Source organism: Actinorhabdospora filicis, assembly GCF_030269765.1.
Taxonomy (GTDB): domain Bacteria; phylum Actinomycetota; class Actinomycetes; order Mycobacteriales; family Micromonosporaceae; genus Actinorhabdospora; species Actinorhabdospora filicis.
The window spans coordinates 31,001-54,948 of the sequence record NZ_BSTX01000005.1 but is presented as its reverse complement, the minus strand read 5'-3'; the positions used below and the strand labels follow the sequence as shown (position 1 = coordinate 54,948).

The following is a 23,948-nucleotide window of genomic DNA, read 5'->3' as shown; positions in this document are numbered from 1 at the left end:
CCCGCCGCCGCCATCTGAGCGCGGCCGCGCGTGCCCGGGACCGATGTCCCGTTACGACGCGAAGAAGGAACCACATTTGATCGAGAGCTCTCTCGGCACGCCCTTGCGTGTCGTGCTGAATGGTGACCAGCCGCGCCCGGCCCTTCTCCCGAAGGACGTCACCATCGCCACCTTCAACCCGAACCACGATGCCCGCGGGCTCTACCGCGCCCACCGCGCCTGCCACCCCGATGCCGAACCCGACCTGGCGGACTGGTGGAGCGAGCGCGTCGACGACCCCCGCTCCCCCTTCGAACCGAGCCTCTGGCTCGTCGCCCGGCTCGACCGCGTGGTCGTCGGCTTCGTCGTGGCGACTCCGCGCCCGTTCCGGGGGCGGGACGTCGCCGCCCTCCGGGACCTCGGGGTGGTGGCCGAGCACCGCCGCCGGGGCATCGGGGCCGCCCTCATCACCCGGCTGTTCATCGCGGCCGAATCGGAGGGCCTGGCGGTGGTGACCGCGACCGCCCTGTCGGAGGAGTCGGCGGGACTGTTCCGGGCGACGGGGTTCACGCCGCGCTCCAAGAGCGAGCACCGTTTCACGTGAAACACGGTGGGCACCGCCTCCTTTCGTGGGAGGCGGTGCCCACCGCCGCGCATGGGGTGGGCGGAGGGTGGTGGATGGAGCTCCGGATTGAGCGCTGGATAAAGAGGTATGGCACGCCGGACGGAGATGGCGCTCCGAGCTCGGCGGAACGGTGCGCCGAGTCGACGGGTGGCCCAGCGGCGAGAGGCGACAGCGGTCGGTGGTGGGTGGTGGGTGCGATGGGCGGCGTGGGGCGGCGTGGGGCGGGCCGTGCGATGTTTCACGTGAAACGGCGAACGGGACCGAGACGGAAGGCGTGGCAGGGGCCGAGGCTCATCGAGGCGGACGTGAGCAGGCTTCACGATCCCTGGGTGCCGGGGGTGCCGGGGGTGCCGGGGGTGCCGGGGGTGCCGGGGGTGCCGGGGGTGCCGGGGGTGCCGGGGGTGCCGGGGGTGCCGGGGGCGTCCGGTGTCCCGCTTCGCGCCCGAACGTCCGGCGCATGACGCCCGGGTGACATCTCGGCCCGTTTTCGGCCCTCCCCAGGCGTGTGAGCTGTGATCTTGCCCGGAATGTGGGATTGCCGCTTCCATCACAGGCGGTGATGGGTCACGCTTGACGGCGTGTCAACACCGACCTTGACCGGAGAGATAGGCGTCCTCGTCGATCCTCCCGTGACCGCCGAACTCGTCAATGAGTTGACCGACCTGTGGGTCCGAGTCACCAACGCGGGAGGGTCCGCGGGCTTCGTCGCCCCGGTCACCGTGCCAGAGGTCCGACCAACCACCGTTTCCATCCTTTCGCGAGTCATCGACGGCACCGACACACTCGTCGCCCTCACGGAAGGAGAAACCATTGTCGGCTGGACCGTTCTCGCATCCAACGACAGCCCGCCGCGACAGGGGTGGCGTACTCTCCGGCACGTCCAGGTGGATCCCGACCGGCAGGGCGCCGGGCTCGGTGGCCGCCTGCTGGCCGCGGTCGACACCGTGGCGCGCAGTGTGCTCGACCTTGAGGCGCTCAGCCTGAAGGTCCGCACCGGCACCGGCGCGGAGGAGTTCTACCTCCGCCACGGCTTCGTGGAGGTGGGCCGGCTGCCGCGGGCGGTCCGCATCAGCGCGGGCGATTATCGCGACGACATCATCATGTGGCGTCGGCTGAAGTAGCCGACGTCCATCGAGGCAGACCGACGAGCGGGCCGGGGTGATCCCCGGCCCGTTTCGCGTGTCCGGCCGAGCTCATGCGACGGGACGGGCCGTGTTTCACGTGAAACATGCGACGTCCGGCGACCACCCCGCCAGCCCGCCCTGACGCCCGTACGGCCCCTCGTGGCGGCCACCTCTCCACTCGAACGAAGCCTCCGTCCCGGACCCTCTCGTGGCCTCTCAGGGGGCCGGGCGCTCCCCGGTGGACTCCCGGCCGGCATGAGTCCATTTAGGTCCCCGGTTCGTCCACTTCACCCCTGTCCCTCCTCGCCCGGGCCCGGTACGGTGCCTGTGTGGCAGGGGTAGAGCGCTCCAAACTTCCAGACTTCGTGCAGTGGCCGTCCTTCCCGTTCACCGGCGAGATCCGGCTGAAACCCTTCGAGGCGTCCGCGGCGGTCGAGCCGCCCAGACGCGGTGAGGACCCGGCCGACTGCCCGTCCTGCGCCGCGGGCGACGCCGACTACCTGTGGACCGACGACCGGTGGCGGGTCAAGGCCCTGCCGAAGCCCGGCGGGCTGCCGATGGTCCTCATCCTCGAAACCCGCAGCCACCTCGATCTCGGTGACCTGTCGACGATGCACGCTGCCGAACTCGGCGTGCTGACCGTGCGGCTGGAGCGGGCGATCCGCTCGCTGGACGGCGTCGCGCGCGTCCACGTGGCGCGGTGGGGCGACTCGGCGGCGCACCTCCAGGTGTGGTTCCTGGCGCGCCCGTACGGCGCCCTGCACCTGCGGGGGCCGTTCATGACGATGTGGGACGACATCCTGCCGCCGGTGGACGAGCGGAAGTGGCGGGAGGACCTGGAGTTCCTCGCCGCCTACCTCAATGACGCTTGATCGCCCGCTCGACGAGGGACGCCAGTAGCTGGCCGAGACCGATCCCGGCCGCGCGGGCGGCGTGGGGAAGCAGCGAGGTCTCGGTCATGCCGGGCGCGACGTTCGCCTCCAGGAACCAGGGCGTGCCGTCCTCGGCGACCATGAGGTCGACGCGGGACAGGTCGCCCAGGTTCAGCGCGGTGTGGGCCGCGACGGCGACCTCGGCGACGCGGGCGGCCACCTCGTCCGACAGGCGCGCGGGGCAGTGCCAGGTGGTGGCGCCGGCGTTGTAGCGGGCCACGTAGTCGTACTCGCCGCCCTTGGGCGCGATCTCCACGGCGGGCAGGGCCACGGGCCCCTCGCCGAGGTCGACGATGCTGACCGCGACGTCCACGCCGGGCACGAACCGCTCGATGAGGGCCACGTCGCCGTAGGCGAACGCCGCCATCATCGCCGCCGGGAGGTCCGCGGCGTCGGTGACGCGCTGGACGCCGAGGCCCGAGCCGCCCTGCGAGGGCTTCACCACGAGCGGGAGGCCCATGCGCTGGGCGATGCGGTCCAGCAGCGCCGCCGCGCCCAGGTCGGAGAAGGTCTCGCGGGGTAGCGCGATCCAGTCGGGGGTGGCCAGACCGGCCTCGCGCAGCAGCGTCTTCGCGCCGGGCTTGTCCCAGGCACGGCGGGCTGAGGTCGCCGAGGGCCCGACGTAGGGGACGCCCAGGAGCTCCAGGACGCCCCGCAGCGAGCCGTCCTCACCGGGCGCGCCGTGCAGCGCGAAGACCACGGCCTCCGGCGGGTCCTTGGCCAGCGAGGACAGCAGGGACGCGTCCACATCGGCCAGTTCGGCGTGGACGCCGAGTTCGCCCAGGGCGTCGGCGATGCGGCGCCCCGAGCGCAGGGACACGTCCCTCTCGTAGGAAAGGCCGCCGGCGAGGATGAGTACTCGCGCGTCGGCCAGTGCTGCGGCGGGTTCGCCGGTCATGCGTCGTCCGTCCTCGGTGCGGCGCCCTCGAAGGTCTGGGAGAGCGCGGACTGCTCGCTGATCACGTCGGCGAGCCTACGCACCCCCTCGCGAATGCGGTCGGCCGGTGGGAAGGAGAAGTTGAGGCGCATCTGGCCGCGTCCCGAACCGTCGGCGTAGAAGCCGGTGCCGGGGACGTAGGCGACGCGCTGCTGGAGCGCGCGCGGCAGCATCGCCTTGGAGTCGAGGCCCTCGGGCAGCTCGGCCCACACGAACAGGCCGCCGCCGGGCTTCGTCCAGCGCATCCCGGCGGGCATGTAGTCGGTCAGCGCCGACAGGAGGGCGTCGCGGCGAGAGGCGTAGAGCTCGCGGAAGGTCTTCACCTGCTCGCGCCACGGCATCGCCGTCAGGTAGCGCACCACCGCGCCCTGCGCCAGGGCGCTCGGGCACAGGATCGCGGCCTCGGTGGCCAGCACGATCTTGTCGCGGACGGCCGGCGGCGCCAGCACCCAGCCCACGCGCAACCCGGCGGCGAAGGTCTTGGAGAACGTGCCGACGTAGAAGATGCCGGAGCGGCGGCGTGCGCGCAGCGGACGCGGCGGCTGGCCCTCGAAGCCGAGGGCGCCGTACGGGTCGTCCTCGACGACGAGCAGGTCCGCGGCCTCGCAGATGTCCAGGACGCGCTCGCGCCGCGCCTCGGTGAGGGTGACGCCGGTCGGGTTCTGGTACGTGGGGACGGTGTAGAGGAACTTGGGGCGCTTCCCGGCCTTCGCCAGGACCGCCAGGGTCTCCTCCAGGGCCTCGGGGATGAGGCCCTCGTCGTCGACGGGGACGTGCACGACCTGGCACTGCGCGGCCTGGAACACCCCGAGCGCGCCGACGTAGGTGGGTCCCTCGGCGATGACGACGTCACCGGGGTCGCAGAAGACCCGGGTGAGCAGGTCGAGGGCCTGCTGGGCGCCGACGGTGACGACCACGTCGTCCGGCGACGCGCCGGAGGACAGGTCGATGCCGGAATCGGCCATGACCATGCAGATGGCCTCGCGGAGGGCGACGTCGCCCTGACCGGGGCCGTAGAGCAGCGCCTTGGCGCCGTCGGTGGCCAGCATCTCGGCGAACATCTCGCCGACGTCACCGAGCGGAAGTGCTGCGGTGTAAGGATTCCCGCCCGCGAGTGACACGACTTCGGGTCGACTGGCGACGGAGAACAGAGCGCGGATCTCGCTCTGTGCCATGCCGTGGACCCGCTGCGCGTACCTATCCGTGTAATCGTCGAGCGTCGTACCTGACACGGCACCTCCTGCGCGGGCGTAGAGATCTGCCATGTTACCGGCGGATCAGCGAATACCATAGGTGACGATGTCACGCCGAATAGTGAGCTTGACGCTCGATGTGCTTGAGGACCTGCCGCGCCGCTGCCGTGGCTGCGTCTTCTGGGAGCTCGACCCCGTCGCCGCCGAGCAGGCCTGCGATGGTGGCGACGCCGGTTTCGAGAAGGAATTGTGGGTCTCGGCGGCCCTCCTGGAATGGGGGGCGTGCGGCCGGGTCGCCTACGAGGGCGACACACCGGTCGGTTTCGTGCTGTACGCGCCGCCGTCCTACGTGCCGCGCGCGGCGGCGTTCCCGTCCGCGCCCGTCTCGGCCGACGCGGTCCTGCTGACCACCGCGCACGTCCTGCCCGAGTACGCCGGACGCGGGCTCGGCCGCGAGCTGCTCCAGGCGGCGGCGAAGGACCTGGCCAAGCGCGGCATCAAGGCCATCGAGGTCTTCGGCGACCAGCGCGGCGAGGAGCACGCGTGCGTGGCCCCGGCCGACTTCCTGCGCTCGGTGGGCTTCAAGACCGTCCGCGCCGACCCGCACTACCCGCGGCTGCGGCTGGAGCTGCGCACCGCCCTGTCGTGGCGCGCGGAGGTCGACCGGGCCCTGGACCAGCTGCTGGCCACCGCCGGTTCGGTGCTGTCCTCGGCGCCCAAGGGCACCTACGACCCCGTCCGACGGTCGCCGGGATAGCTTTTGTCGCACCCGTCCCATATGGTCGGGTCATGAGCGGCATTCTGGCACCTGAGGAACTCACCGAAGCGCTGAAGCGGCTCCCCGGCTGGAGCGGCGACGGCGAGGGCATCGAGCGGACGGCCGAGCTGCCCGGCTTCGCCACCGCGATCGCGGTGGTCGACCGGGTGGCGGCCATCGCCGAGCAGCTCGACCACCACCCCGACATCGACATCCGCTGGCGCACCCTGACCTTCCGCTGCTCCACGCATTCGGCGGGCGGGGTGACGGCGAGGGACCTCGACCTGGCCGCGCGCATCGAGGAGGTGCTGGCCGGCGTGAGCTGAGCGCGGGGTCGCGCGCGGGCACACCGGTCTCGGACGATGCGCGCGTGCTTTCCGTTCGTGTGAACGACACGGCGGTGGCGTCACTCGGCCCGCTGGACGGGCTGGGCCCGGCGCCGGGGCTCGCGCTCGGGCCGGGCGTGCGCGGGCCGGTGGGGGTCCGTCCGGTGCGGTGCTGCGTCGGGGCGGGCAGTACGGCGGCGCCTTCCGCTTCCACCGGGTGCGGCCCGGTGAGGACGGTCCGGGTGGGCCGATCGATGGGCAGCGGCGCTTCGACGGGAGCCTCATCCCCGGTTGTGGTGGAGGAGGCGGGCTAGCCCGCCAGCTCGGCCAGGGTCTCGCGCAGCCAGGCGATCTCGGTGCGGCTGGTGGCGGTGGCGATGGTGAACAGCCCGCGCCGGAAGGGGTCGTCGAAGTCCCCGGCGCGCAGGGGCCGGTCGCCGTCCCAGAAGAACGAGGCGGGCTGCGTCAGGAAGGTCAGCCGCCGCCGCAGGACCATCGCCTGCTGTGCCGGGTCGTCCAGGTGCCGCAGGAAGGCCAGCACGGTGAACCAGCGGTTCTCGTCGGTGATGAACAGCTCGTCGGGCCTGCGCAGCCGCTGGAACAGCTCGGCGCGGCCCTTGGCGGTCAGCACGAGCATGTGCCGCGGGGCGGCGACCTGGCCGGGTTCGAGCTCGCGCTCCAGGTAACCGGCGGCCTCCAGGCGCTTCAGCAGCGGGTACAGGGTTCCGTCGGCGATGGGGCGGACGTGCCCGGTGAGGGCGGCGATCTTCTTGCGCAGCTCGTAGCCGTGCAGGCGCTCGTCGTAGAGGAAGCCGAGGGCGGCGAGTTCCAGCATGGGCTCACGATACCCCCTTGACGAGATACCTAGTGATCTAGGTATAGTCCCCGGAGCACCCCACCCCTGAGGAGACACCGATGCGCGCCATCCCGTTCCGTCCCGACGGCTCATCGATCCGCTACGTCGAGATCCCCGGCGACGACGCTCCCGCGCCCCGCCTGTACCTGCACGGACTCGGCTCCAGCTCGCCGTACTACTACGCCGCGGCCGTCGCCCATCCCCTGCTGGCCGGGCACCGCTCGCTGCTGCTGGACCTGCCCGGGCACGGCGCCAGTGACGCGCCGGGCGACTTCGGGTACACCCCCGAGGACCACGCCGACGCGGTCGCGGCCGCGCTGCCGGAGGGCGCCTACGACGTCATCGGGCACTCGATGGGCGGCTCGGTGGCCATCATGTTCGCCGCGCGGTATCCCGAGCGGGTGCGGCGGCTGGTCGCCGTCGACGCCAACCTCGATCCGGCGCAGGTGCCGCCCCCGCCCGGCGCGCTGCGGATCTACGGCTTCACCGAGGAGGAGTTCCTGAACGGCGGACGCGAGGTGGTCCTGGGACGCGCCGGGGCGCACTGGGCGTCCACGATGCGGATGGCCGACCCGGTGGGGCTGTACCGATCGGCGTGCGGGCTGGCCCTGCGCACCGGGCTGCCCTCGATGCGGCAGACCCTGCAGGACCTGGACTGCCCGCGCGCGTTCGTCTACCCCGCCGCCGACGGTGAGCTGAGGGGCGAGGACGCGCTGCGGGCGTCCGGTGTGGACGTCGTCGCGGTACCCGACTGCGACCACAACATCATGCTGGACAATGTGGACGGGTTTGCCGAAGCCCTGGCGAAGGCATTGGGCTAGTACTGCGCTGAAGCCGTGGCGAAGGCCCTGGGCTAGGCGACCCGGTCCATCACCAGGACGCACTGCGGCGTCTTGTTCGGTTCGCGCATCTCCTCGCGGAGCCGCACGTAATCGACGAAACCCGCCTCGCGCATGGCCTTCAGGACCACCTCGGGGTCGTGCCGCCAGGAGGTGTAGCCCAGATCGGTGTGGTCGTAGGCCTCCTCGATGCGGCGGGGCACGCCCTCGCCCTGCTGGAAGCCGAGCATCAGGTGCCCGCCGGGACGCACGACCCGGGCGAACTCGGCGGCGACGGCCGGGAGGTCCTCGGGTGCGATGTGGATGATCGAGTACCAGGCCATCAGGCCGTCCACACTGGACGACTCGATGTCCAGCGCGGTCATGGTGCCGACCTCGAAGCGCAGGTGCGGGAAGTACCCGCGGGCGACCCGGACCATCTCCGGGGAGAGGTCGACGCCGAAGACCTTGACCCCGAGCGCGTCCAGGCGTCCCGAGGCGCGGCCGGTGCCGCAGCCGACCTCCACGACCTGACCGTCGCCGATCAGTGTGGAGAACAGCTCCATCGAGGCGCGCTCGACGGGCAGGATGCCGATCTTCTCGTTGACCAGCGTGCCGTAGGAGTCGGCGACGATGTCGTAGGCGCGGCGTACTTCTTCGGTGTGGGAGGACATCCGGCGATCATAGGGAAACGGCGGCCCCGAAGCGGGACCGCCGTTCACTCGAAAGACTCGCGACAAGGATGTCTAGAGGGCCTTCTCGATGAGCCCGCGGATGACGCCCTTCGGCTTGGCGCCGACGATGGCGTCCACCGGCTGGCCGCCCTTGAACAGCATCAGCGTCGGGACGGACATGACCTGGTAGTTGCGCGCGGTCTCGGGGTTCTGGTCGATCTCCAGCTTGACCACGGAGACCTGCTCGCCCAGCTCACCGGCGAGCTCCTCCAGGACCGGGGAGACCTTGCGGCACGGACCGCACCACTCGGCCCAGAAGTCGACGAGGACGGGCTTGTCGGCCTGCAGCACATCGCTGATGAACGACTTGTCGGTGACGACCTTGGTGGCTCCCACGGTCATGCTCCCATCAGAAGAAAAAAGTTCGGTGGACTTACCCAGCCCTAGGGCTAGTTCTGGTGCTCGAAAGCGGCCACGTAGCGCTCGGCGTCGAGAGCGGCGGCGCAGCCGGTGCCGGCGGCGGTGATCGCCTGCCGGTAGGTGTGGTCGACGAGGTCGCCGGCGGCGAAGACGCCGGGCACGTTCGTGGCGGTGCCGGGGGCGGCGACCGTCACGTAACCCTCGTCGTCGAGGTCGACCTTGCCGCGGAACAGGTCCGAACGCGGGTCGTGGCCGATGGCGATGAACACGCCGGTGGCCTCCTTGGTCCGCGTCTCGCCGGTCTTGACGTCCCGCAGGACCAGACCGGAGACCTTGCCGTCGGTGCCGAGGATCTCGTCGACCGTGGAGTTCCACTCCACGGTGATCTTGGGGTTGTTCAGAGCCCGCTCGGCCATGATCTTGGACGCGCGGAACTCGTCGCGGCGGTGCACGATGGTGACGGTGCGGCCGAACTTCGTCAGGAAGTTCGCCTCCTCCATCGCCGAGTCGCCGCCGCCGACGACCACGATGTCCTGGTCGCGGAAGAAGAACCCGTCGCAGGTGGCGCAGGACGACACCCCGTGGCCGAGCAGGTCCTGCTCGCCCGGGACGCCGAGCGGACGCCACGCCGAACCGGTCGCCAGGATGACGGCGCGGGCCTGGTGGACCTTGCCGCCCACGGTGACCTTCTTGACGTCGCCGTCGAGGTCGACGTCGGTGACGTCATCGGTGATGAACTCGGCGCCGAAGCGTTCGGCCTGCTTGCGCATGTTGTCCATGAGGTCGGGACCCAGGATGCCGTCGGCGAACCCGGGGAAGTTCTCGACCTCGGTCGTGGTCATCAGCGCGCCACCGGATTCCGCGCCCTCGATGACGAGCGGCTTGAGGTTGGCGCGCGCGGTGTACACCGCGGCGGTGTAACCGGCGGGACCGGACCCCACGATGATCACGTTGCGGATGTCGCTCACGGAATGCTCCTTGACGTTCGGGCGCCCGAGTTGGTCGGAGAGTACTGACCGGGCAACGTCATGGTACGGAGAAGACATTCCCGATGGGCAGCCGCCGTAACCGAGGCGTTGGTCACGCCGCTGCCGGACGGCGCGTCTAGCTGCGCGCACATCACCCGCGCGGCCTCGGACCATACGGGGGTGGGGTGTGTCGCGACCCTAGAACGCCGCCGATTCAAGAGTGACCCCCGGCGAGTCGCCCCGGCGAGCCGAGGTACCCGGAAGTGGGGCGGGACACGGGGGTGACGAGTTGGGCGAAGCGGACGGACCGGTCCGAGCGGTGGACGGGTGGGCGAAGGGGCGGCGGGAGGGCGCGATGGAGGCGCCGCCGGGGCCCGGGAGTGGCGTGGGAGTTCGGTGAACGGCGGGAGGGGCGGGGCGAGGGTTTGGGACGGGCCGCCCAGCCCACCGGGCGCGGTGGGCCTCGCACGCCTTGCGTCCGTGTGGCCGTCCGGGTGCGGTGTCGGGCAGCGGGCTGGAGCTTCGCGGGCCCGCCGGCACCGCCTCATCTCCCCGAAACGGCGGAAGCCCCGCCCGATGGCCCGGGCGGGGCTTCGTCGCGGTGATGTCCATGTACTCGGGCTCTGTGGACTCAGGCTTTATGCACTCAGTCGCGAAGTACCCGGTCTCAGCGGTGTACGCCGTGTTCTTCATGTCGTGCGCTCACGCGGTGCGTTCTCTCGGTGAACGTCGCGGGGTCAGCGTCGGTAGCCGCCCTTGCGGAAGTCGTACTGGCGGCCGCGTACGGCCAGGTCGCGGGCGCGGGGGTCGTGCTTGTGGCGGCTCTTCGCGACGGCGACGGCGAGAACGGAGGAGCGGGTGGTGCCGTTGGTGCTTCGCATCTGGATCTCCATCTGAGCGGTGGTGAGGGCGGTGGGGGTGACGGCGGTGGCCACGGAGAGGGCCGGGATGAGAGTGGTGCGCTGCGCGTTCATACGGATCTCCTTGTTCGGGGCGGTGCGGGTGGCAGAGGCGGTGCGGACGGCGGTGGCGCCGATGGTGCGGGTCGTGCCGCCGTGCGTGCCGGTCGTGATCGAGCGGCGGTGGTAGTGGTGCTGCGCGGGGTACGCGGTGGGGTTTCGCAACCTGACTCCTTGACTGGCTCAACTTGGAACGAGGCTAACTTTAGGTCGCACCCATCTAATGTGTCAAGCACAAGTTTGTGTTTGACCTAAGAAATTTTGAGGCGACCGCTAACCCGGCACTGAGCTGCGGAAATGCCGAAGGCGGCGCCGAAGCGCCGCCCTGGGTCATGGAGAACGGGTGCGAGGAACGAAGGAAGAAGAGGTGTGGAGGGCCGTCGCCCGGCCTGAGGGGTCAGGCGGAAGGCGGCCCAAGGGGTCGGACCGGGGCCTGCTTACCCCCTAACCCGGGGGCAAGAGTGATGAGGGGTGGGCCTCAGGCCGCGACCGTGTACAGCTCGTCCGGTCCCGCCACGCCGCAGTCGGCGCCGACGGCCACGAAGCGCTCCGCTCCGTCCGAGGTCACCCGCACCACCAGGGCCGGGGTGCCTTTGAAGTAGCCGAAGTCGGCCAGGGTCACGCGGCCGGGGTAGGCGCCGAGGATCGCGGTGAAGCAGTCCTCGCGGGCCGAGGGGGACGACGAGAGGCGGTCCAGCACGGGATCGGTGGACTTCTCGGCCATCGAGGCTCCCGAGCCCACCTCGCGGAGGGTCGACTCGGTGTAGTCCTTGCCGGAGCGCAGGACGCGCGGCCCGCCCTCGTCGGGGCCGCCGTTGAGGCCCTCGGTGCCGTCCTTGACCGCCGACGTGGGCGCGGGGGACTCGCGGCGGGACTGGGGTGAGGCGGCGCTGGAGTCACCGGCGGTGTCCTGCTGCTGGCCGCGCCAGAGCGCGGTCGCGCCGACGGTGAGCCCGGCCAGGACCATCACGCCGGTGGTGAAGGCGACCACGAGCCGGGGCCAGCGGCGGCGGCTCGGGCGTGTCGCGGGGCCGTCCGAAATGAGAGCGGGAGGCGCGGCGATCTCCGCCGCCAGCGCCAGGTCGAGGCGGGTGATCAGCTCGGCCGGCATGGGCGGGGTCGCGTCCGCGAGCAGCCGCAGGTCGGCGCGTACCGCGTCGGCCGCCCGGTCCGGTGACTCCGTCATCCGCCGCTCTCCTCTCGCCCGCCGTGAACTCCCGGTGTTGTCGATGGGACGGCCGGATCGGCGTCCGGGTTCCGCAAATGCCCCAGCATCTCGGCCAGCCGGGTGCGACCTCGCGCACACCTGCTCTTCACCGTGCCCTCGGGCACGCCCAGGATCGACGAGGTCTCCCCCACGGGGTAGCCCATCATGTCGACCAGGACGAGGGCCGCGCGCTGGTCGAAGGGCAGCGCCGACAGGGCCTGCTCGACGGCGAGGGTCGTCGCCACGTGCGCCGGGTCGCCGTCGGGCGCCACCGGCTCCGGGCCGCCCTCGGGCAGCGGGACGGTGGCGCGGACCTTGTTGCGGCGGACCCGGTCCAGGCACGCGTTGACCACGATCCGGTGCAGCCAGGTGGTGACCGCCGAGTCGCCGCGGAACTTCGCCGCGCCCCGGTAGGCCGAGATCATCGCCTCCTGGAGCGCGTCGGCGGCGTCCTCGGGATGCCCCAGGGTGCGCAGGGAGACCGCCCACAGCCGCTCGCGGTGACGGCGGAAGAGCTCGCCGAAGGCCTCACGGTCGCCGATGAGGTGGCGACGCAGGAGTTCGGCGTCCGACGGCTCTTCCATGTCAGTTCGCGTACACGGTGATTTCCTGGACGGTGGCCTGGAAGGTGCCATCGCCCTTGGGGCCGAGCTTGCCGATCCACACCATCAGGTAGCGGGTCTTCGTCCCGGGATCGGGCGCGAACCGCACGGTGGCCTTGTCGTTGACCTTGGGACCGTCGAGGGTGGTGAAGTCGTCGATGATGCCCTTGGTGTCGGACACGTCGGTCCCGGCGCGCAGGGAGATCTCACTGCCCGTCTGTCCCAAGTGGACGATCACCTGGGTGATCTCGCGTTCCTCGCCGAGGTCGATGAGCAGGCCCATGCCCGGCTGGCTCTCCGGGATGTTGCCGAAGTTGGGCTTGGTGTACCAGTTGGTGTGCCAGCTGGTCTTCGGGTCGCCGTCGACGGTCTTGGGGATGTCGCCCTGCTGCTCGTTCTCCGAGTTGGGCTTGATGAGCTTGACCTTGTCGCCGGACAGCTGGAGCTCCTGCGCGGCGGTCGTCTTCGCCGAGGACGAGGGATCGGCGACGACCCCGCCGGGGTTTCCACCGGCCGGCTCGCCGTCCGGGAGCAGCTTGGTGACCACCAGCAGCGCCAGCAGCGCCACCACGACCATGCCCGCGATGCCGTAGGCGAAGCGCTTGCCGACCGGGCGCGAGACCGTCCCCTCGGGGGAGGAGTCGGGTTCGGTGACGAACTCCAGCGCGCCGGTTCCCTCGGTGCCCTCCAGGCGGCTCAGCTCGTCGACGAGCTCGGCGGCCGTGGGCGGGGACTCCGACGGGTCCAGCAGTTCGGTGGTGAGCCGGTCGAGGTAGCCGGGGACGCCCGGCTTGGCCTCGGCGGCGGGGAGGATGCGGCCGCTGTCGTCGCGACCGGCGTCCGGCAGGATCGCCGGGCCCGGGACCTCGCGCGGCCACAGGCCGGTGAGGGCGCAGTACAGGGTCGCGCCGATCGCGCGCACGTCACCCGTCTGGGTGGCGGCGGCGCCACCGCGGGGGTCGGAGAGCACGACCCGGTCGTCGTCGGAGAGCAGGACGGTGCCGGGGTGCACGTTCCCGTGCGCCACTCCTGAGGCGTGCACCGCCGCGACGGCCTCGGCGACCGCGAGGGTCAGCGAGATCGCGTGGTTGGCGTCCAGCGGGGAGTGGATGACGATGTCGCGAAGTGAGCGGCCCTCGACCCACTCGCGGACGATGTAGGCGCGATCGCCCTCGTCCACGGCGTCGTAGACGCCGACGATGTGCGCGTGGTTGACGCGCGAGGCGGCCACCGCGGCCGTGAGCATCTCCTGCGCCTCTTCCCCACCCGGCGTCCGTAGGACGACGGTGACGGGACGGGCGAGCAGGACATCGGTGCCGCGCCAGACCTGACGGCCGGTCGAGTCATCATTGATGTGCTCGTCGAGCCGGTAACGGTCGGCGAGAAGTTCACCCACCGCGGGCGCACCGACCTGTGCCACTTCTGGTCCCTCCTCGGTCTGGCGGCCTGCGGACTCTAGACAGCCTAATGTGCCCGGCCCCGGACGCCTATAGGCGAGGTCCGTTCTACTACTCCGGTACGACGACGAACGCTATCGGCCGAGTTTGCCTTTCACCAGACCCACGACGTCGGTGACCTCTTTCGTCTTCAGCATCACCGCGACGACCAGGTAGACGACCGCCAGGACGCCCCCGCCGACGATCAGGTTGATGACCGCGTCGACCTTGCCGGAGACCATGTCGTTCGGCAGCACCAGCATCGCCAGCCAGGCCGCCACCGAGCCGGCCGCGGCGGCGACGGTGAGCTTGACGAGCGTCCCGAAGATGCGGCCCATCCCCAGCGGCCCCAGGCTCCGGCGCAGCAGGACCGCGCCCAGGAACGCGGCGACCACATAGGACACTCCGTTGCCGACCATGAGCCCCTGCGCCACCATCGTGGCCGGCAGCAGCGCGAAGGTCAGCAGGTACACCCCGACGCGCATCGCGACGGACGGGATGTTCAGCAGCGCCGGGGTCTTGGTGTCCGGCATCGCGTAGAAGGCGAAGGTCTGCAGCTGGCTGATCGCGAAGGGCATCAGTGAAAGGCCCGCCACCGCGGTCACCAGGCCGGTGGTGACGGCCTGGTCGTGGGTGAACTGGCCCCAGCCGAACAGCAGCGGCGCCAGCGTCGTCCCCAGCACGATGAAACCGCCGGTGGCCGGCAGCAGGATCACCGCGGACAGCCGGACGCCCTGCGAGAGGTAGGCCGCGACGTCGGCCTTGCGGCCCTCGGCGGCGGCCTCGGACATGCGCGGCATCAGCGCGGTGATGATCGAGACCGCCACGATGCCGTGCGCCATCATCATCAGCAGGTAGGCGTTGTTGTAAATGGCCGGGCCGGCGGCGTCCTTGTCGTTGGCCGAGACCTCGTTCAGGATGCGCAGCACCGCGATCACCGAGACCTGGCTGACCGCGACGTAGCAGAACATCCAGCCCGACAGGCGGGCGATGTGGCCCAGGTGCAGCGCGCGGAAGTCGAAGCGGAACTTCATCTTGAAGCCCACGCTGCGCAGCGCCGGGAGCAGCCCGAGGACCTGCACGACGATGCCGAGCGTCGTCCCGCCGCCCAGGACCAGGATCATCGGGGCGGTCATGTTCTCGGGGATGATCGCCACCGCGCCGAACATCACCATGAACAGCACGCCGGTGCCGATGATGACGAGGTTGTTCAGGATCGGCGCCCACATCGGGGCCGCGAAGTGCCCGCGCGTGTTCAGGATCGCCGCCAGCACCGCCGCCACGCCGTAGAAGAAGATCATCGGCAGCATCAGGTACGACAGGTCGGTGACGAGGCCGGTGTTCTCCTTCGTCAGCGCCTTGGCCAGCAGCGGCGCGCAGGCCACCACCAGGACCGTCGCCGCGCTCAGCAGCAGCACGATCAGCGTCACGAAGCGCTGCGTGTAGGCCTCGCCGCGGTCGGCGTCCTCCTTGCGGGCGCGCACCAGCAGCGGCACCAGGACGCTGGTCAGGATGCCGCCGAGGAGGAACTCGTAGATCATCTGCGGGAAGAACTGCGCGGTGGCGTAGGCGTTGCCGACGGCCGCGCCGCCGATCGCGGCGGCGATCACGGCACTTCGGCCGAAACCGGTCAGGCGGCTCACGATCGTCCCGACCGCCATGACGGCGCTGCTGCGGACGACGCTTCCGCCGGTCTCGGTGCTGGTCGCCTCGGCCATACGAATGTCTCCCCGAATGGGTCGGATAGGCTTTCCGATCGATGTCAGACCGTATCGCTACCGCCGTGCCCAGTGTCCCCCCGGTCGCCGATGAACTCGGCCGGGCCTTCGCCGACGCCGGGTTCGAACTGCACCTCGTCGGCGGCTCCGTGCGGGACGCGCTCCTGGGCCGCGCGGCCTGGGAGGACCTGGACTTCGCCACGTCCGCGCGCCCCGAGCAGACCCTGGAGCTGCTGGAACGCCTCGGCACCACCACTTGGACGACCGGCGCGGCCTTCGGCACGATCGGCGCGATGTTCCAGGGCGAACGGGTGGAGGTCACCACGTTCCGGGCCGACCAGTACGACCGGGTGTCGCGCAACCCGATCGTGGCCTACGGCGACACCCTCGAAGACGACCTGCGCCGCCGCGACTTCACCGTCAACGCCATGGCGGTCTCGGTGCCCGAACACGTCTTCAGCGACCCCTTCGACGGCCGCGGCGACCTCGCCCGGCGCGTCCTGCGGACCCCCGCCACGCCCGAGGAGTCCTTCGCCGACGACCCGCTGCGGATGCTGCGCGCGGCCCGCTTCGCCGCGCAGCTGGAGTTCGAGGTCGACGCCGACGTCCGCGCGGCGATGACGGCGATGTCGGGCGACCTGTCCCGCATCACCGCCGAGCGCGTCCGCGACGAGTTCGTCAAGCTCATGGGCGCCGCCGACCCCGTCCTCGGGCTGCGGCTGCTGGTGGACACCGGGCTCGCCGAGGTGTTCCTGCCGGAGCTGCCCGCGCTCAAGATGCAGATCGACGAGCACGCCCAGCACAAGGACGTCTACGAGCACACCCTCACCGTCGTCCGCAACGCCGTCGCCCTGGAGGACGGCGCGCCCGACGTGGTCTTGCGCATCGCGGCACTACTGCACGACATCGGCAAACCCGACACCAAGGGCATGGGCACCGACGGCCGCGTGACCTTCCACCACCACGAGCTGGCCGGTGCGCGCATGGCCAAGCGCCGCCTGCGCGAGCTGAAGTTCCCCAAGGAGCAGATCACCGCGATCGCCCACCTGATCGCGCTGCACCTGCGCTTCTACGGCTACGGCCGCGGCGAGTGGACCGACTCCGCCGTCCGCCGCTACGTCACCGACGCCGGTGACGAACTGGCCCGCCTGCACAAGCTGACCCGCTCCGACGTCACCACCCGCAACAAGCGCAAGGCCGCCCGCCTCGCCGCCGACTACGACGCGCTCGAAGAGCGCATCGCGCGCATCGAGGAGGAAGAGGACCTCGCGCGCGTGCGCCCCGACCTCGACGGCAACGAGATCATGCGGCTCCTGGGCGTACCGCCCGGCCGGGTGGTCGGCGAGGCGTGGCAGCACCTGAAGGAGATCCGCCTGGACCGCGGGCCGCTGTCGCGCGACGAGGCGGAGGCGGAGCTGTGGCGGTGGGCGAAGGAGCGGGGAGTCCTGCCCGACGCGGGAGAGTGACCGGTCGCCGGGCGGCTCGCTGACCGGGCGCGGACACCGAGTCGTTCGCCTATGCGCGTGCTCGATGAGCCGACGCGACGGCGGCTGTTCCGGGTGCTCTGCCACCGATGGTTGGCCGACCGCCTCGGCGAGCTGCCGGACTGGAGCCCGGTGGAGTCGGAGGACGGGCGGCTCAAGCTGCCCGGGCCCAAGACCGGGGACCGGTCGGGCCGCGTCATCCGGCCGCGCCGGATCCTCGCCACCGCCGCCCCCGCGGGGTGGAGCGTGATGTCCCGTCGCGGCGTGCTCGCCGCCGGCCCAGACCGTGACCGGGAGGCGCTCTGGCACCGCGAGGTCCCGGAACTGGTGGTGGAGGTCGAATTCGCCTTCACCCGGGCCGGCGCGCGCGTCGAGAAGCCGGTGATCTACGCGCGGGCGGGCGTGCCCTCCCGGCCCGCGTGACCGATCTTTCCGCCGGTCGTTAGATCGGTAGGACGCCGATGATCTCGGCGTCCGGCACCGCCGCCGTGACAGCGTCGTCACGACGGCGGCCCCGGCATCGCAGTCCGTCCCCGGTCACTCCACCGGTCACTCCACTATCGGTCCTCGGCGACCATTCCCCGGTCGGCGCTCATCGCCGCCAGGAACTTGCGCTTGAGCGCCGGAACGCGGTTCACCACGCGGAAGAACGTGCGGTTGACCGCCAGCAGCACGCGCCCGATGACGGGCTTGTGCACGAGGTCCCTTCCGTTCAGCCCGTACTGCGCGAGCGATTCCTTCACCCGCCGCATGCCGTAGGGCAGCATCTCGGCCTCGTAGGCGCCGATCGCCTTCACCACATCGGTTCCGGCGCCGGTGAGGGCGCGTTTGAGCAGGACCGCGTCGCGCAGGGCGGTGTTGGCGCCGACGCCCTTGCCGGGTGTCATGGTGTGGATCGCGTCGCCCAGGAGGGTCACGCGGGTCGGTGTCCACGGCTCGACGGGGTCGGTGGTGCGGATGCGCAGGGCGAAGCAGCTGCCGGGGTCGGAGTGGCCGATGAGTTCGCGCAGGTCCGGCGACCACTTCTCCGTCATGCCCAGGGCCAGGCGGACGAGGTCCTTGCCGCGCATGCGGGTCACGTCGGCGGGGAACTTGTCGGCCGAGGCCGACAGGCCCCAGTTGAGGTAGTCGCGGGTGTTGTCGTAGAGCAGGCCGGGCCAGTTCTCGATCAGCTCGCGGTCGCTGCCGCCGATGCCGTCCTTCACGGTGCCCTCGGCGTCCCAGGGGAACTCCATCGAGTGCAGGATCATGAAGGAGCCGCGCGGGGCGAGCAGCATCGACACGCCCGTGAGGGCCTCCTTCGGCAGCAGGGCGCGGGTCTGGGGTGTCGAGGGCAGTTTCGCCGCGATCGCCACCACTCCCGAGTCGCGGACGGTGACGTGCGGCAGGTACTGCCGCCGGACCGGTGAGTTGGCCCCGTCGGCGCCGACGAGGACGTCGCCGGTGGCGGTGGTGCCGTCGGTGAAGTGGGCGGTGACCGAGGAGCCGTCGGTGGTGTAGCGCTCGAAGGTCCTGCCGTAGTGGACGACGTCGTCCATGCCGGAGAGCAGGACCTGCCGCAGCGTCATGCGGGACACCGAGTGCTCACTGTTGGCGGGATCGGTGTTCTGCGGCAGGTCGAGGGAGACGAGCTCGGTGAGCTTCTCGGTGTAGGCGTTGAAGTGGCGCGGGGCGCGGGCGCAGGTGGCGATGAAGGTGTCGAACAGCCGCGCCGGCAGGCACTCCTGGAGGGCCCGGGCGCCGTCGGGGTCGATGCCGACGCGGTAGCCGTGCAGGCCGTCACCGCGGGTGCGGTCGCGTTCGTAGACGGCGACGGAGACTCCGGCGTTCTTGAGCCCGTGCGCGAGGGCCATGCCCCCGGTGCCGGCGCCGATGATGATGACGTGCACGGCGGTCTCCCTAGATCGAGGCGGCGGGGTCGTGGACGGTGACGGCGGTGCCTTCACGGCGTGCGCGGCGGACGTCGTCGACCCAGGCGCGGGAGAACATCGAGAACAGCACGGCGGTGCCGCCGCGGTTGACGCGGACCTCGCCGTCGGCGACGGTGCCGACCAGGCGGACGGTGCGCGTCCCCTCGCCGGTGGGCGCCTCGTGGTCCTTGACCTTGCCGCGGCCGGTGAAGCGCAGGTCCCAGCGGTCGACGACGGCGCCCTCGGGCAGCAGCAACCGCACGACCGAGCGGCGGGCGTCGAGGCGGACGGTGATGTCGCCGGTGATGCGGGGCGAGCGCAGGTCCAGGACGGCGAGGGCGCCGTCGGCGCGGAGGTCGAAGTCGGTGGCGTCGGTCCAGTCGCCGAGTTTCTTGACGACGGTGTTGAAGGCGGCGATCTTCATGGCGGTCTCCTTGATCCGGATGGATGTCTCGACTACCGTGTATCTCGAATGTCGAGGTACTTATAGCTTGAAGGTCGAGATACTCGAATGTCAAGAGATTCCGTGGAAGAACTTCGCGGTGAGCTGTCCGCCGAGGTCCAGGCCTCGCAGTCGGCCGTGGACGACTTCGACTCCGCCGCCGCCGTCGTCCTCGGCGTCAACCGCACCGACCTGCGCTGCATGGAGTACCTCACGCAGGTGCAGACCGCCGCGCCCACCGAGGTCGGGGCGCAGCTCGGGCTGAGCACGGGCAGCGTGACGGCGATGCTGGACCGGCTGGAGAAGCTCGCCTACATCACCCGTACGCCCGACCCCGGGGACCGGCGGCGCTCCATCGTCCGCGCCACGCCGCTGTTCATGGAGCGCGCGATGCCGCTGTACATGCCGATGGTCGAGGAGGGCGGGCGCAACATCGAGCACTACGACGCCGATCAGCTGCGCATGCTCATCGAGTTCATGCGGAACATCCGTGAGCTCTACGAGCGCCAGGTCGTGCGCGTGCGCGGGGTGGAGCCGTTCGTGAAGCGGCTGCGGGGCTAGAGGATCGCCTCGGCCAGCGCCAGCCCGAACATCGGGCCGCCCATGCCCGCCAGGACCGCCGAGGGGTAATCGCCGCGGCGGGTCAGGATCGTGCCCGCGACCGCCCCGGCGAGCCAGAGCGCCAGGAACACCACGGTGGCCAGGGGCGTGCCGGCGATGCCGGCGGCCTCGCCCAGCAGGATGAAGCCGCCGGGCAGGTAGGCGAGCAGCACGGTCCAGTTGACCAGGATCGTCACGCCGCGCGAGAGGTCTCCTTGTGGGGTGGCCATGTGCGTACGCTACGCCACCGACGTCCCTTGTGGACACCCCGAGTGTGACGAGCGTCAAGTTGAACCTGACACCCGTGTCAAGGCCGATGGTCGACGGCATGCGACTCCCGATCGGCGGCCTGGCCGCGCTCACCACCGCAGCGTTCATCACCGTGGTCACCGAGGCACTGCCCGCCGGTGTGCTGCCCGAGATGGCCGGGGACCTCGGCGTCTCCGAGTCGGCCGCCGGGCAGGCGGTCACCGTCTACGCCGTCGCCACCGCGCTGTCGGCCATCCCCCTCACCGCGCTCACCGCGTCCTGGCGGCGGCGGACGCTGCTGCTCACCGGCGTCGGCGGGTTCGCCGTGGCCAACACCGTCACCACCGTCTCCCCCTGGTACGCGCTGACCATGACCGGGCGGCTCTTCGCGGGGATCGCCGCCGGGCTGGTGTGGGCGCTGCTGGCCGGATACGCCCGCCGGATGGCCCCCGGGCGCGAGGGACGCGCCATCGCCATCGTCATGGCCGGCATCCCCCTCGCGCTGTCCCTGGGCATCCCCGCCGGGACGTTCCTGGGCGGCCTCGTCGGCTGGCGCGTCACGTTCGGGCTGATGACCGCGGTCGCGGTGGTGCTGCTGGGCTGGATCGCGCTGGCCGTCCCCGACTTCCCCGGTGAGGCGCGCGGGCAGAAGATGAGCTGGCGCGTCCCGCCCGCCGTCTACGCCGTCCTGGGCGTGATGGTGGCGTTCGTGCTCGCCCACAACGTGCTCTACACCTACATCGCGCCCTACCTCAGTGAGATCGGCATGGGTGGCTCGACCGACCTCGTCCTGCTGGTCTTCGGGATCTCCTCGATCGCCTCGATCTGGCTCACCGGGCTGTTCATCGACCGCCGCCTGCGGGCCCTGACGATCGGCGCGACGCTGCTGGTGATCGCCGCCGCCGTCCTGCTGCTGGTCGGTCCGGTCTACGCCGCCACCGTCCTGTGGGGACTCGGCTGGGGCGGTATCCCGACGCTGCTCCAGACGGCCGCCGGACGCGCCGGAGGCGACCGCGCCGACGCCGCCCAGACCATCCTGGTGGCCCTCTGGAACGCCGCGATGGCCGGTGGCGGGATCGCCGGTGGCGTCCTGCTGGACGGCATGGGCGCCAGGGCCTTCCCCTACGCCGTCCTCGGGCTGCTGGTCCTGGTGCTGGCCGTGCTCATCCCGGCCCGGCGGGCCTTCCCCCGCGTCACCGCGTGAAAGAAGAAAGGCGGCGGGCCGAGAAGCCCGCCGCCTTCGGCGTCAGTCGCGCCCGAAGGGCACACCCGGCGATCGTGAGGACCGCGGTGAGGCGCTCGGCGAACCCGGCCGCGGGCTCGTCCCCGGCGACAGGCTCCCGCTCGGCGGCGGCGACCCGGCCGGGAGACCCGACGGGCTCAGCGCGCTCTGCACCGTCACCGCCAGGATCGTCACCGGCTGCGGCGGCGGACCGGCGTAGGCCTGGCCGCCCCCGCCGGCCGCGATCGAGTCCAGCACCGCGAAACCGTCGATGACCTGCCCGATCACCGTCAGGTTGTTCGTGGGGATCGACTGGCCGCGCACGAAGGCGAACTCGCCGCCGGACAGCCCGTGAGTGTCGTTGACCAGCGCCAGCGCGTCGGCGACCGGCTGATCGGAGAACGGGTGCTCGCCCCGGACCCGGTAGCCCGGCCCGCCCTGGCCGGCGGCCTCGCCGCAGCGCAGCACCAGCGTCGGCTCGGTCACCGCCGTCGTCATGTCCGGGCAGGCCTTGGCGGAGTAGTAGCCGCGCGCGGCGAGGTTGGCGAAGGACGCCGTCCCGCAGGGCGCGAGATCACCGAACAGCAGCGCGGTGACGGTGCCGAGGTTGGTCTGGACGACCACGGTCTGCCGCTGCGGGGTCTGCCCGAAGACCGGCTCGCCGCCACCGCCGGGCAGCTCGTCGACGGTCCGCAGCTCGCAGGGGCCGGTGGCCTCCCCGAGCGCGCCGGACGGGCCGTCCTCGGCGGACGGCTTGAACAGCACCCAGCCGACGAGCGCGGCGGTGCCGAGCAGCGCGACGACGATGATCATGCCGATGATGGCGTTGCGGGGTCGTCCCGGGCTCTCCCACGGGGGCGCGTCGGCGGGGATCGGCGGCGGCGAGGACCGGCGCGGCGCCTCACGGGCGGCCTCGCGGGCGGCCTCGTCTTCGGCGGCGGCCTGCGCGGCCGCGGCCGACTTGGCGTCCTCGTCGGGGGTATCGGTCTCGGTTGGAGGGGCATCGGCCGCGTCGGGGTCGACGGGCTCGCCGTCGACGAGGGTCTCGCCGACCGGCGTCACCACCGTGTCCGCCACCGGATCGGCGGCGTCACCGCCCTCGCGCGCGGGCGCCGATTCCTCGACGGCGCGCCTGGCCTCCCCCGATTCTGGACCGGCGTTCTCGGCCTTCGCGTCTTCGGCGGGCTTCAGTTCGTCGTCCACGAAGGTCGATCGTAGGGAGTATGCCGCCGGGATGCCAGGGCGTACCCCGCCGCGAGGAGCAGATAACCGCCCGCGATGGCCACGATCATGGCCAGCGAGTGCCCGTCCTCGGGCAGCAGCACCGCCCCGGCCAGCAGACCCAGCACCCAGCAGACATTGAAGAAGGTGTCGTTGACGGAGAAGACGCGTCCCCGGTAGTTGTCGTCGACGCGCAGCTGCACCGAGGTGTCCACCACGATCTTCAGGCTCTGGGACCCGATGTTCAGCACGAATGTCGCCGCGATCAGCAGCGGCTGCGAGAACGGCGGCCCGAACACCGCGATGTCCACCGCGACCAGCACCAGGATCACGATCACCCACGCGCGCGGCCCGAACCGGCGCGTCAGGTACGGCGTGATCATCGCGCCGATGAACCCGCCGGCCGAACCGACCACGACCACCGCCGCCAGGGCCGCGATGGCCTTCTTGTCCTCGTCACCGGCGTCGAAGTAGACCCGGAACAGCTGGAGCGTGGCGATCGTCAGGACGCCGTAGAGCGCGCGGTAGGCGCCCTGCGTCAGCAGCATGTACGCCGCCCCCCGGCGCGACCACAGGTGCTTCGCCCCGGCGGCCATGCCGCGCGTGATCGAGGCGATCTCGGCGCCGATCGAGCGGTCGGCGTGGCGCTCGGAGGCGTCGGGCCCCAGGGCGTCCACGGTGAACGAGGACCGCGCGATGAGCCCGGCGGCGATGTACCCGATGATCGCGATCGCCGAGATGAGACCGTTGTCGGCGGTGGAGTTGCCGATCAGCAGCCGCATCGAGGCCGCCACGCCCAGCCCGGTGGTGTAGGCGATGGTGCCCAGGGTCGGCGCGATCGAGTTGGCGGTGACCAGGTTCTCCGGGGTCACCACGTGCGGCTGCGAGGCCGACAGGCCCGACAGCACGAACCGGTTGACCGCGATGACCAGCAGCGCGCCCACCGCGTACAGCCACTGGTTGGAGTCGGTGGCGATCAGCAGCGCCGTCGGCACCACCAGCACCGCGCGCAGGATGTTGGCCTTGAACAGCACGTTCCGGCGCGACCAGCGGTCCAGGAACACGCCCACGTACGGGCCCAGCACCGAATACGGGATCAGCAGCAGCGCGAAACCGAGGGCGACCGAGATGGCGTTGGTGCGGTTGTTCGGGTTGAACAGGATCGAGGAGGCCAGCCCGGCCTGGAAAAAACCGTCGGCGATCTGACTCGTCAGACGCGTGGCGAGGAGCCTCCGGAAACCGCTTTCCCGGAAGACGGCGCGAAGGTGCCCCTCGGTGTGCATTGAGCG

At 71.2% G+C, this 23,948-nt stretch carries 26 protein-coding genes; 10 read left to right on the top strand and 16 right to left on the bottom strand.

The window, feature by feature from the left end:
* Positions 1 to 76: 76 nt before the first annotated feature.
* The 3 genes from QSK10_RS29325 (at position 77) to QSK10_RS29315 (ending at position 2,600) form a co-directional block, all read left to right on the top strand.
* Positions 77 to 583 (top strand): GNAT family N-acetyltransferase, encoded by a 507-nt coding sequence (locus QSK10_RS29325; protein ID WP_285666532.1) that lies wholly within the window; start codon positions 77 to 79, stop codon positions 581 to 583.
* A gap of 599 nt (positions 584 to 1,182) precedes the next feature.
* On the top strand, positions 1,183 to 1,725 hold the full coding sequence (locus QSK10_RS29320) for a GNAT family N-acetyltransferase (protein ID WP_285666531.1): 543 nt from the start codon (positions 1,183 to 1,185) through the stop codon (positions 1,723 to 1,725).
* A 332-nt stretch (positions 1,726 to 2,057) separates the two neighbouring features.
* Positions 2,058 to 2,600 carry a hypothetical protein gene (locus tag QSK10_RS29315; protein WP_285666529.1) on the top strand — a complete coding sequence of 181 codons (543 nt, stop codon included), beginning with the start codon at positions 2,058 to 2,060 and terminating at the stop codon, positions 2,598 to 2,600.
* Here QSK10_RS29315 and QSK10_RS29310 read toward each other — a convergent pair.
* Both QSK10_RS29310 and QSK10_RS29305 read right to left on the bottom strand, forming a co-directional pair.
* Complete coding sequence (locus QSK10_RS29310; RefSeq protein WP_285666527.1) at positions 2,587 to 3,558, bottom strand: D-alanine--D-alanine ligase family protein; 972 nt, start codon at positions 3,556 to 3,558, stop codon at positions 2,587 to 2,589. The two genes, QSK10_RS29315 and QSK10_RS29310, sit on opposite strands and share 14 nt — an antisense overlap.
* On the bottom strand, positions 3,555 to 4,829 hold the full coding sequence (locus tag QSK10_RS29305; protein WP_285666526.1) for an aminotransferase-like domain-containing protein: 1,275 nt from the start codon (positions 4,827 to 4,829) through the stop codon (positions 3,555 to 3,557). The genes QSK10_RS29310 and QSK10_RS29305 overlap by 4 nt, the downstream gene beginning before the upstream one ends.
* Positions 4,830 to 4,896: 67 nt before the next feature.
* Between QSK10_RS29305 and QSK10_RS29300 the strand changes: the two genes are divergently transcribed.
* Positions 4,897 to 5,547, top strand: coding sequence for a GNAT family N-acetyltransferase (locus QSK10_RS29300; protein WP_285666523.1), 651 nt, complete (start codon positions 4,897 to 4,899; stop codon positions 5,545 to 5,547).
* A gap of 32 nt (positions 5,548 to 5,579) precedes the next feature.
* The gene (locus tag QSK10_RS29295; RefSeq protein ID WP_285666521.1) at positions 5,580 to 5,873 is read left to right on the top strand and encodes a 4a-hydroxytetrahydrobiopterin dehydratase; all 294 of its coding nucleotides are present in this window, start codon (positions 5,580 to 5,582) and stop codon (positions 5,871 to 5,873) included.
* A gap of 310 nt (positions 5,874 to 6,183) precedes the next feature.
* Here the strand turns inward: QSK10_RS29295 and QSK10_RS29290 are convergent, their stop codons facing one another.
* Positions 6,184 to 6,708, bottom strand: coding sequence for a PadR family transcriptional regulator (locus QSK10_RS29290; protein ID WP_285666520.1), 525 nt, complete (start codon positions 6,706 to 6,708; stop codon positions 6,184 to 6,186).
* 80 nt (positions 6,709 to 6,788) lie between these two features.
* On the opposite strand from QSK10_RS29290, the gene QSK10_RS29285 reads away from it, so the two are divergent.
* The gene (locus tag QSK10_RS29285; protein ID WP_285666518.1) at positions 6,789 to 7,550 is read left to right on the top strand and encodes an alpha/beta fold hydrolase; all 762 of its coding nucleotides are present in this window, start codon (positions 6,789 to 6,791) and stop codon (positions 7,548 to 7,550) included.
* 32 nt (positions 7,551 to 7,582) lie between these two features.
* Here the strand turns inward: QSK10_RS29285 and QSK10_RS29280 are convergent, their stop codons facing one another.
* The 8 genes from QSK10_RS29280 to murJ form a co-directional block, all read right to left on the bottom strand.
* Complete coding sequence (locus QSK10_RS29280) at positions 7,583 to 8,221, bottom strand: class I SAM-dependent methyltransferase (RefSeq protein ID WP_285666517.1); 639 nt, start codon at positions 8,219 to 8,221, stop codon at positions 7,583 to 7,585.
* Between the two features lie 72 nt (positions 8,222 to 8,293).
* Entirely contained in the window at positions 8,294 to 8,617 is a 324-nt protein-coding gene (gene trxA / locus QSK10_RS29275; RefSeq protein ID WP_285666897.1) for a thioredoxin, read from the bottom strand.
* Positions 8,618 to 8,670: 53 nt separating this feature from the next.
* Entirely contained in the window at positions 8,671 to 9,609 is a 939-nt protein-coding gene (gene trxB / locus QSK10_RS29270) for a thioredoxin-disulfide reductase (RefSeq protein ID WP_285666516.1), read from the bottom strand.
* Between the two features lie 737 nt (positions 9,610 to 10,346).
* Positions 10,347 to 10,733 carry a hypothetical protein gene (locus QSK10_RS29265; RefSeq protein ID WP_285666515.1) on the bottom strand — a complete coding sequence of 129 codons (387 nt, stop codon included), beginning with the start codon at positions 10,731 to 10,733 and terminating at the stop codon, positions 10,347 to 10,349.
* 313 nt (positions 10,734 to 11,046) lie between these two features.
* Complete coding sequence (locus QSK10_RS29260; RefSeq protein WP_285666514.1) at positions 11,047 to 11,754, bottom strand: RsmA family anti-sigma factor; 708 nt, start codon at positions 11,752 to 11,754, stop codon at positions 11,047 to 11,049.
* Positions 11,751 to 12,359, bottom strand: coding sequence for an RNA polymerase sigma factor SigM (sigM, locus tag QSK10_RS29255; protein WP_285666512.1), 609 nt, complete (start codon positions 12,357 to 12,359; stop codon positions 11,751 to 11,753). The genes QSK10_RS29260 and sigM overlap by 4 nt, the downstream gene beginning before the upstream one ends.
* Position 12,360: 1 nt before the next feature.
* Positions 12,361 to 13,797: a protein kinase family protein gene (locus tag QSK10_RS29250; protein WP_285666510.1), complete on the bottom strand. Its 1,437-nt coding sequence runs from the start codon at positions 13,795 to 13,797 to the stop codon at positions 12,361 to 12,363.
* A gap of 111 nt (positions 13,798 to 13,908) precedes the next feature.
* Entirely contained in the window at positions 13,909 to 15,531 is a 1,623-nt protein-coding gene (gene murJ / locus QSK10_RS29245) for a murein biosynthesis integral membrane protein MurJ (protein WP_285666509.1), read from the bottom strand.
* A 65-nt stretch (positions 15,532 to 15,596) separates the two neighbouring features.
* Here murJ and QSK10_RS29240 point away from each other — a divergent pair, with 65 nt between their 5' ends.
* Both QSK10_RS29240 and QSK10_RS29235 read left to right on the top strand, forming a co-directional pair.
* Positions 15,597 to 16,997, top strand: coding sequence for a CCA tRNA nucleotidyltransferase (locus QSK10_RS29240; protein WP_285666508.1), 1,401 nt, complete (start codon positions 15,597 to 15,599; stop codon positions 16,995 to 16,997).
* A 57-nt stretch (positions 16,998 to 17,054) separates the two neighbouring features.
* Positions 17,055 to 17,438 carry a hypothetical protein gene (locus tag QSK10_RS29235; protein WP_285666507.1) on the top strand — a complete coding sequence of 128 codons (384 nt, stop codon included), beginning with the start codon at positions 17,055 to 17,057 and terminating at the stop codon, positions 17,436 to 17,438.
* Between the two features lie 134 nt (positions 17,439 to 17,572).
* Here QSK10_RS29235 and QSK10_RS29230 read toward each other — a convergent pair whose 3' ends face one another.
* Positions 17,573 to 18,904 (bottom strand): FAD-dependent oxidoreductase, encoded by a 1,332-nt coding sequence (locus QSK10_RS29230; protein ID WP_285666506.1) that lies wholly within the window; start codon positions 18,902 to 18,904, stop codon positions 17,573 to 17,575.
* A 10-nt stretch (positions 18,905 to 18,914) separates the two neighbouring features.
* On the bottom strand, positions 18,915 to 19,349 hold the full coding sequence (locus tag QSK10_RS29225) for a hypothetical protein (RefSeq protein WP_285666505.1): 435 nt from the start codon (positions 19,347 to 19,349) through the stop codon (positions 18,915 to 18,917).
* A 102-nt stretch (positions 19,350 to 19,451) separates the two neighbouring features.
* Here QSK10_RS29225 and QSK10_RS29220 point away from each other — a divergent pair, with 102 nt between their 5' ends.
* Positions 19,452 to 19,928, top strand: a complete 477-nt coding sequence (locus QSK10_RS29220; protein ID WP_285666504.1) for a MarR family winged helix-turn-helix transcriptional regulator — start codon at positions 19,452 to 19,454, stop codon at positions 19,926 to 19,928.
* Here the strand turns inward: QSK10_RS29220 and QSK10_RS29215 are convergent.
* The gene (locus QSK10_RS29215; protein ID WP_285666503.1) at positions 19,925 to 20,197 is read right to left on the bottom strand and encodes a hypothetical protein; all 273 of its coding nucleotides are present in this window, start codon (positions 20,195 to 20,197) and stop codon (positions 19,925 to 19,927) included. The genes QSK10_RS29220 and QSK10_RS29215 overlap by 4 nt on opposite strands.
* Positions 20,198 to 20,295: 98 nt before the next feature.
* Between QSK10_RS29215 and QSK10_RS29210 the strand changes: the two genes are divergently transcribed.
* Positions 20,296 to 21,420, top strand: coding sequence for an MFS transporter (locus QSK10_RS29210; protein ID WP_285666502.1), 1,125 nt, complete (start codon positions 20,296 to 20,298; stop codon positions 21,418 to 21,420).
* A gap of 42 nt (positions 21,421 to 21,462) precedes the next feature.
* Here the strand turns inward: QSK10_RS29210 and QSK10_RS29205 are convergent, their stop codons facing one another.
* On the bottom strand, positions 21,463 to 22,641 hold the full coding sequence (locus QSK10_RS29205; RefSeq protein ID WP_285666500.1) for a peptidylprolyl isomerase: 1,179 nt from the start codon (positions 22,639 to 22,641) through the stop codon (positions 21,463 to 21,465).
* Positions 22,626 to 23,942 (bottom strand): MFS transporter, encoded by a 1,317-nt coding sequence (locus tag QSK10_RS29200; protein WP_285666499.1) that lies wholly within the window; start codon positions 23,940 to 23,942, stop codon positions 22,626 to 22,628. Before QSK10_RS29200 ends, QSK10_RS29205 begins: the two co-directional genes overlap by 16 nt.
* Between the last annotated feature and the right edge of the window lie 6 nt (positions 23,943 to 23,948).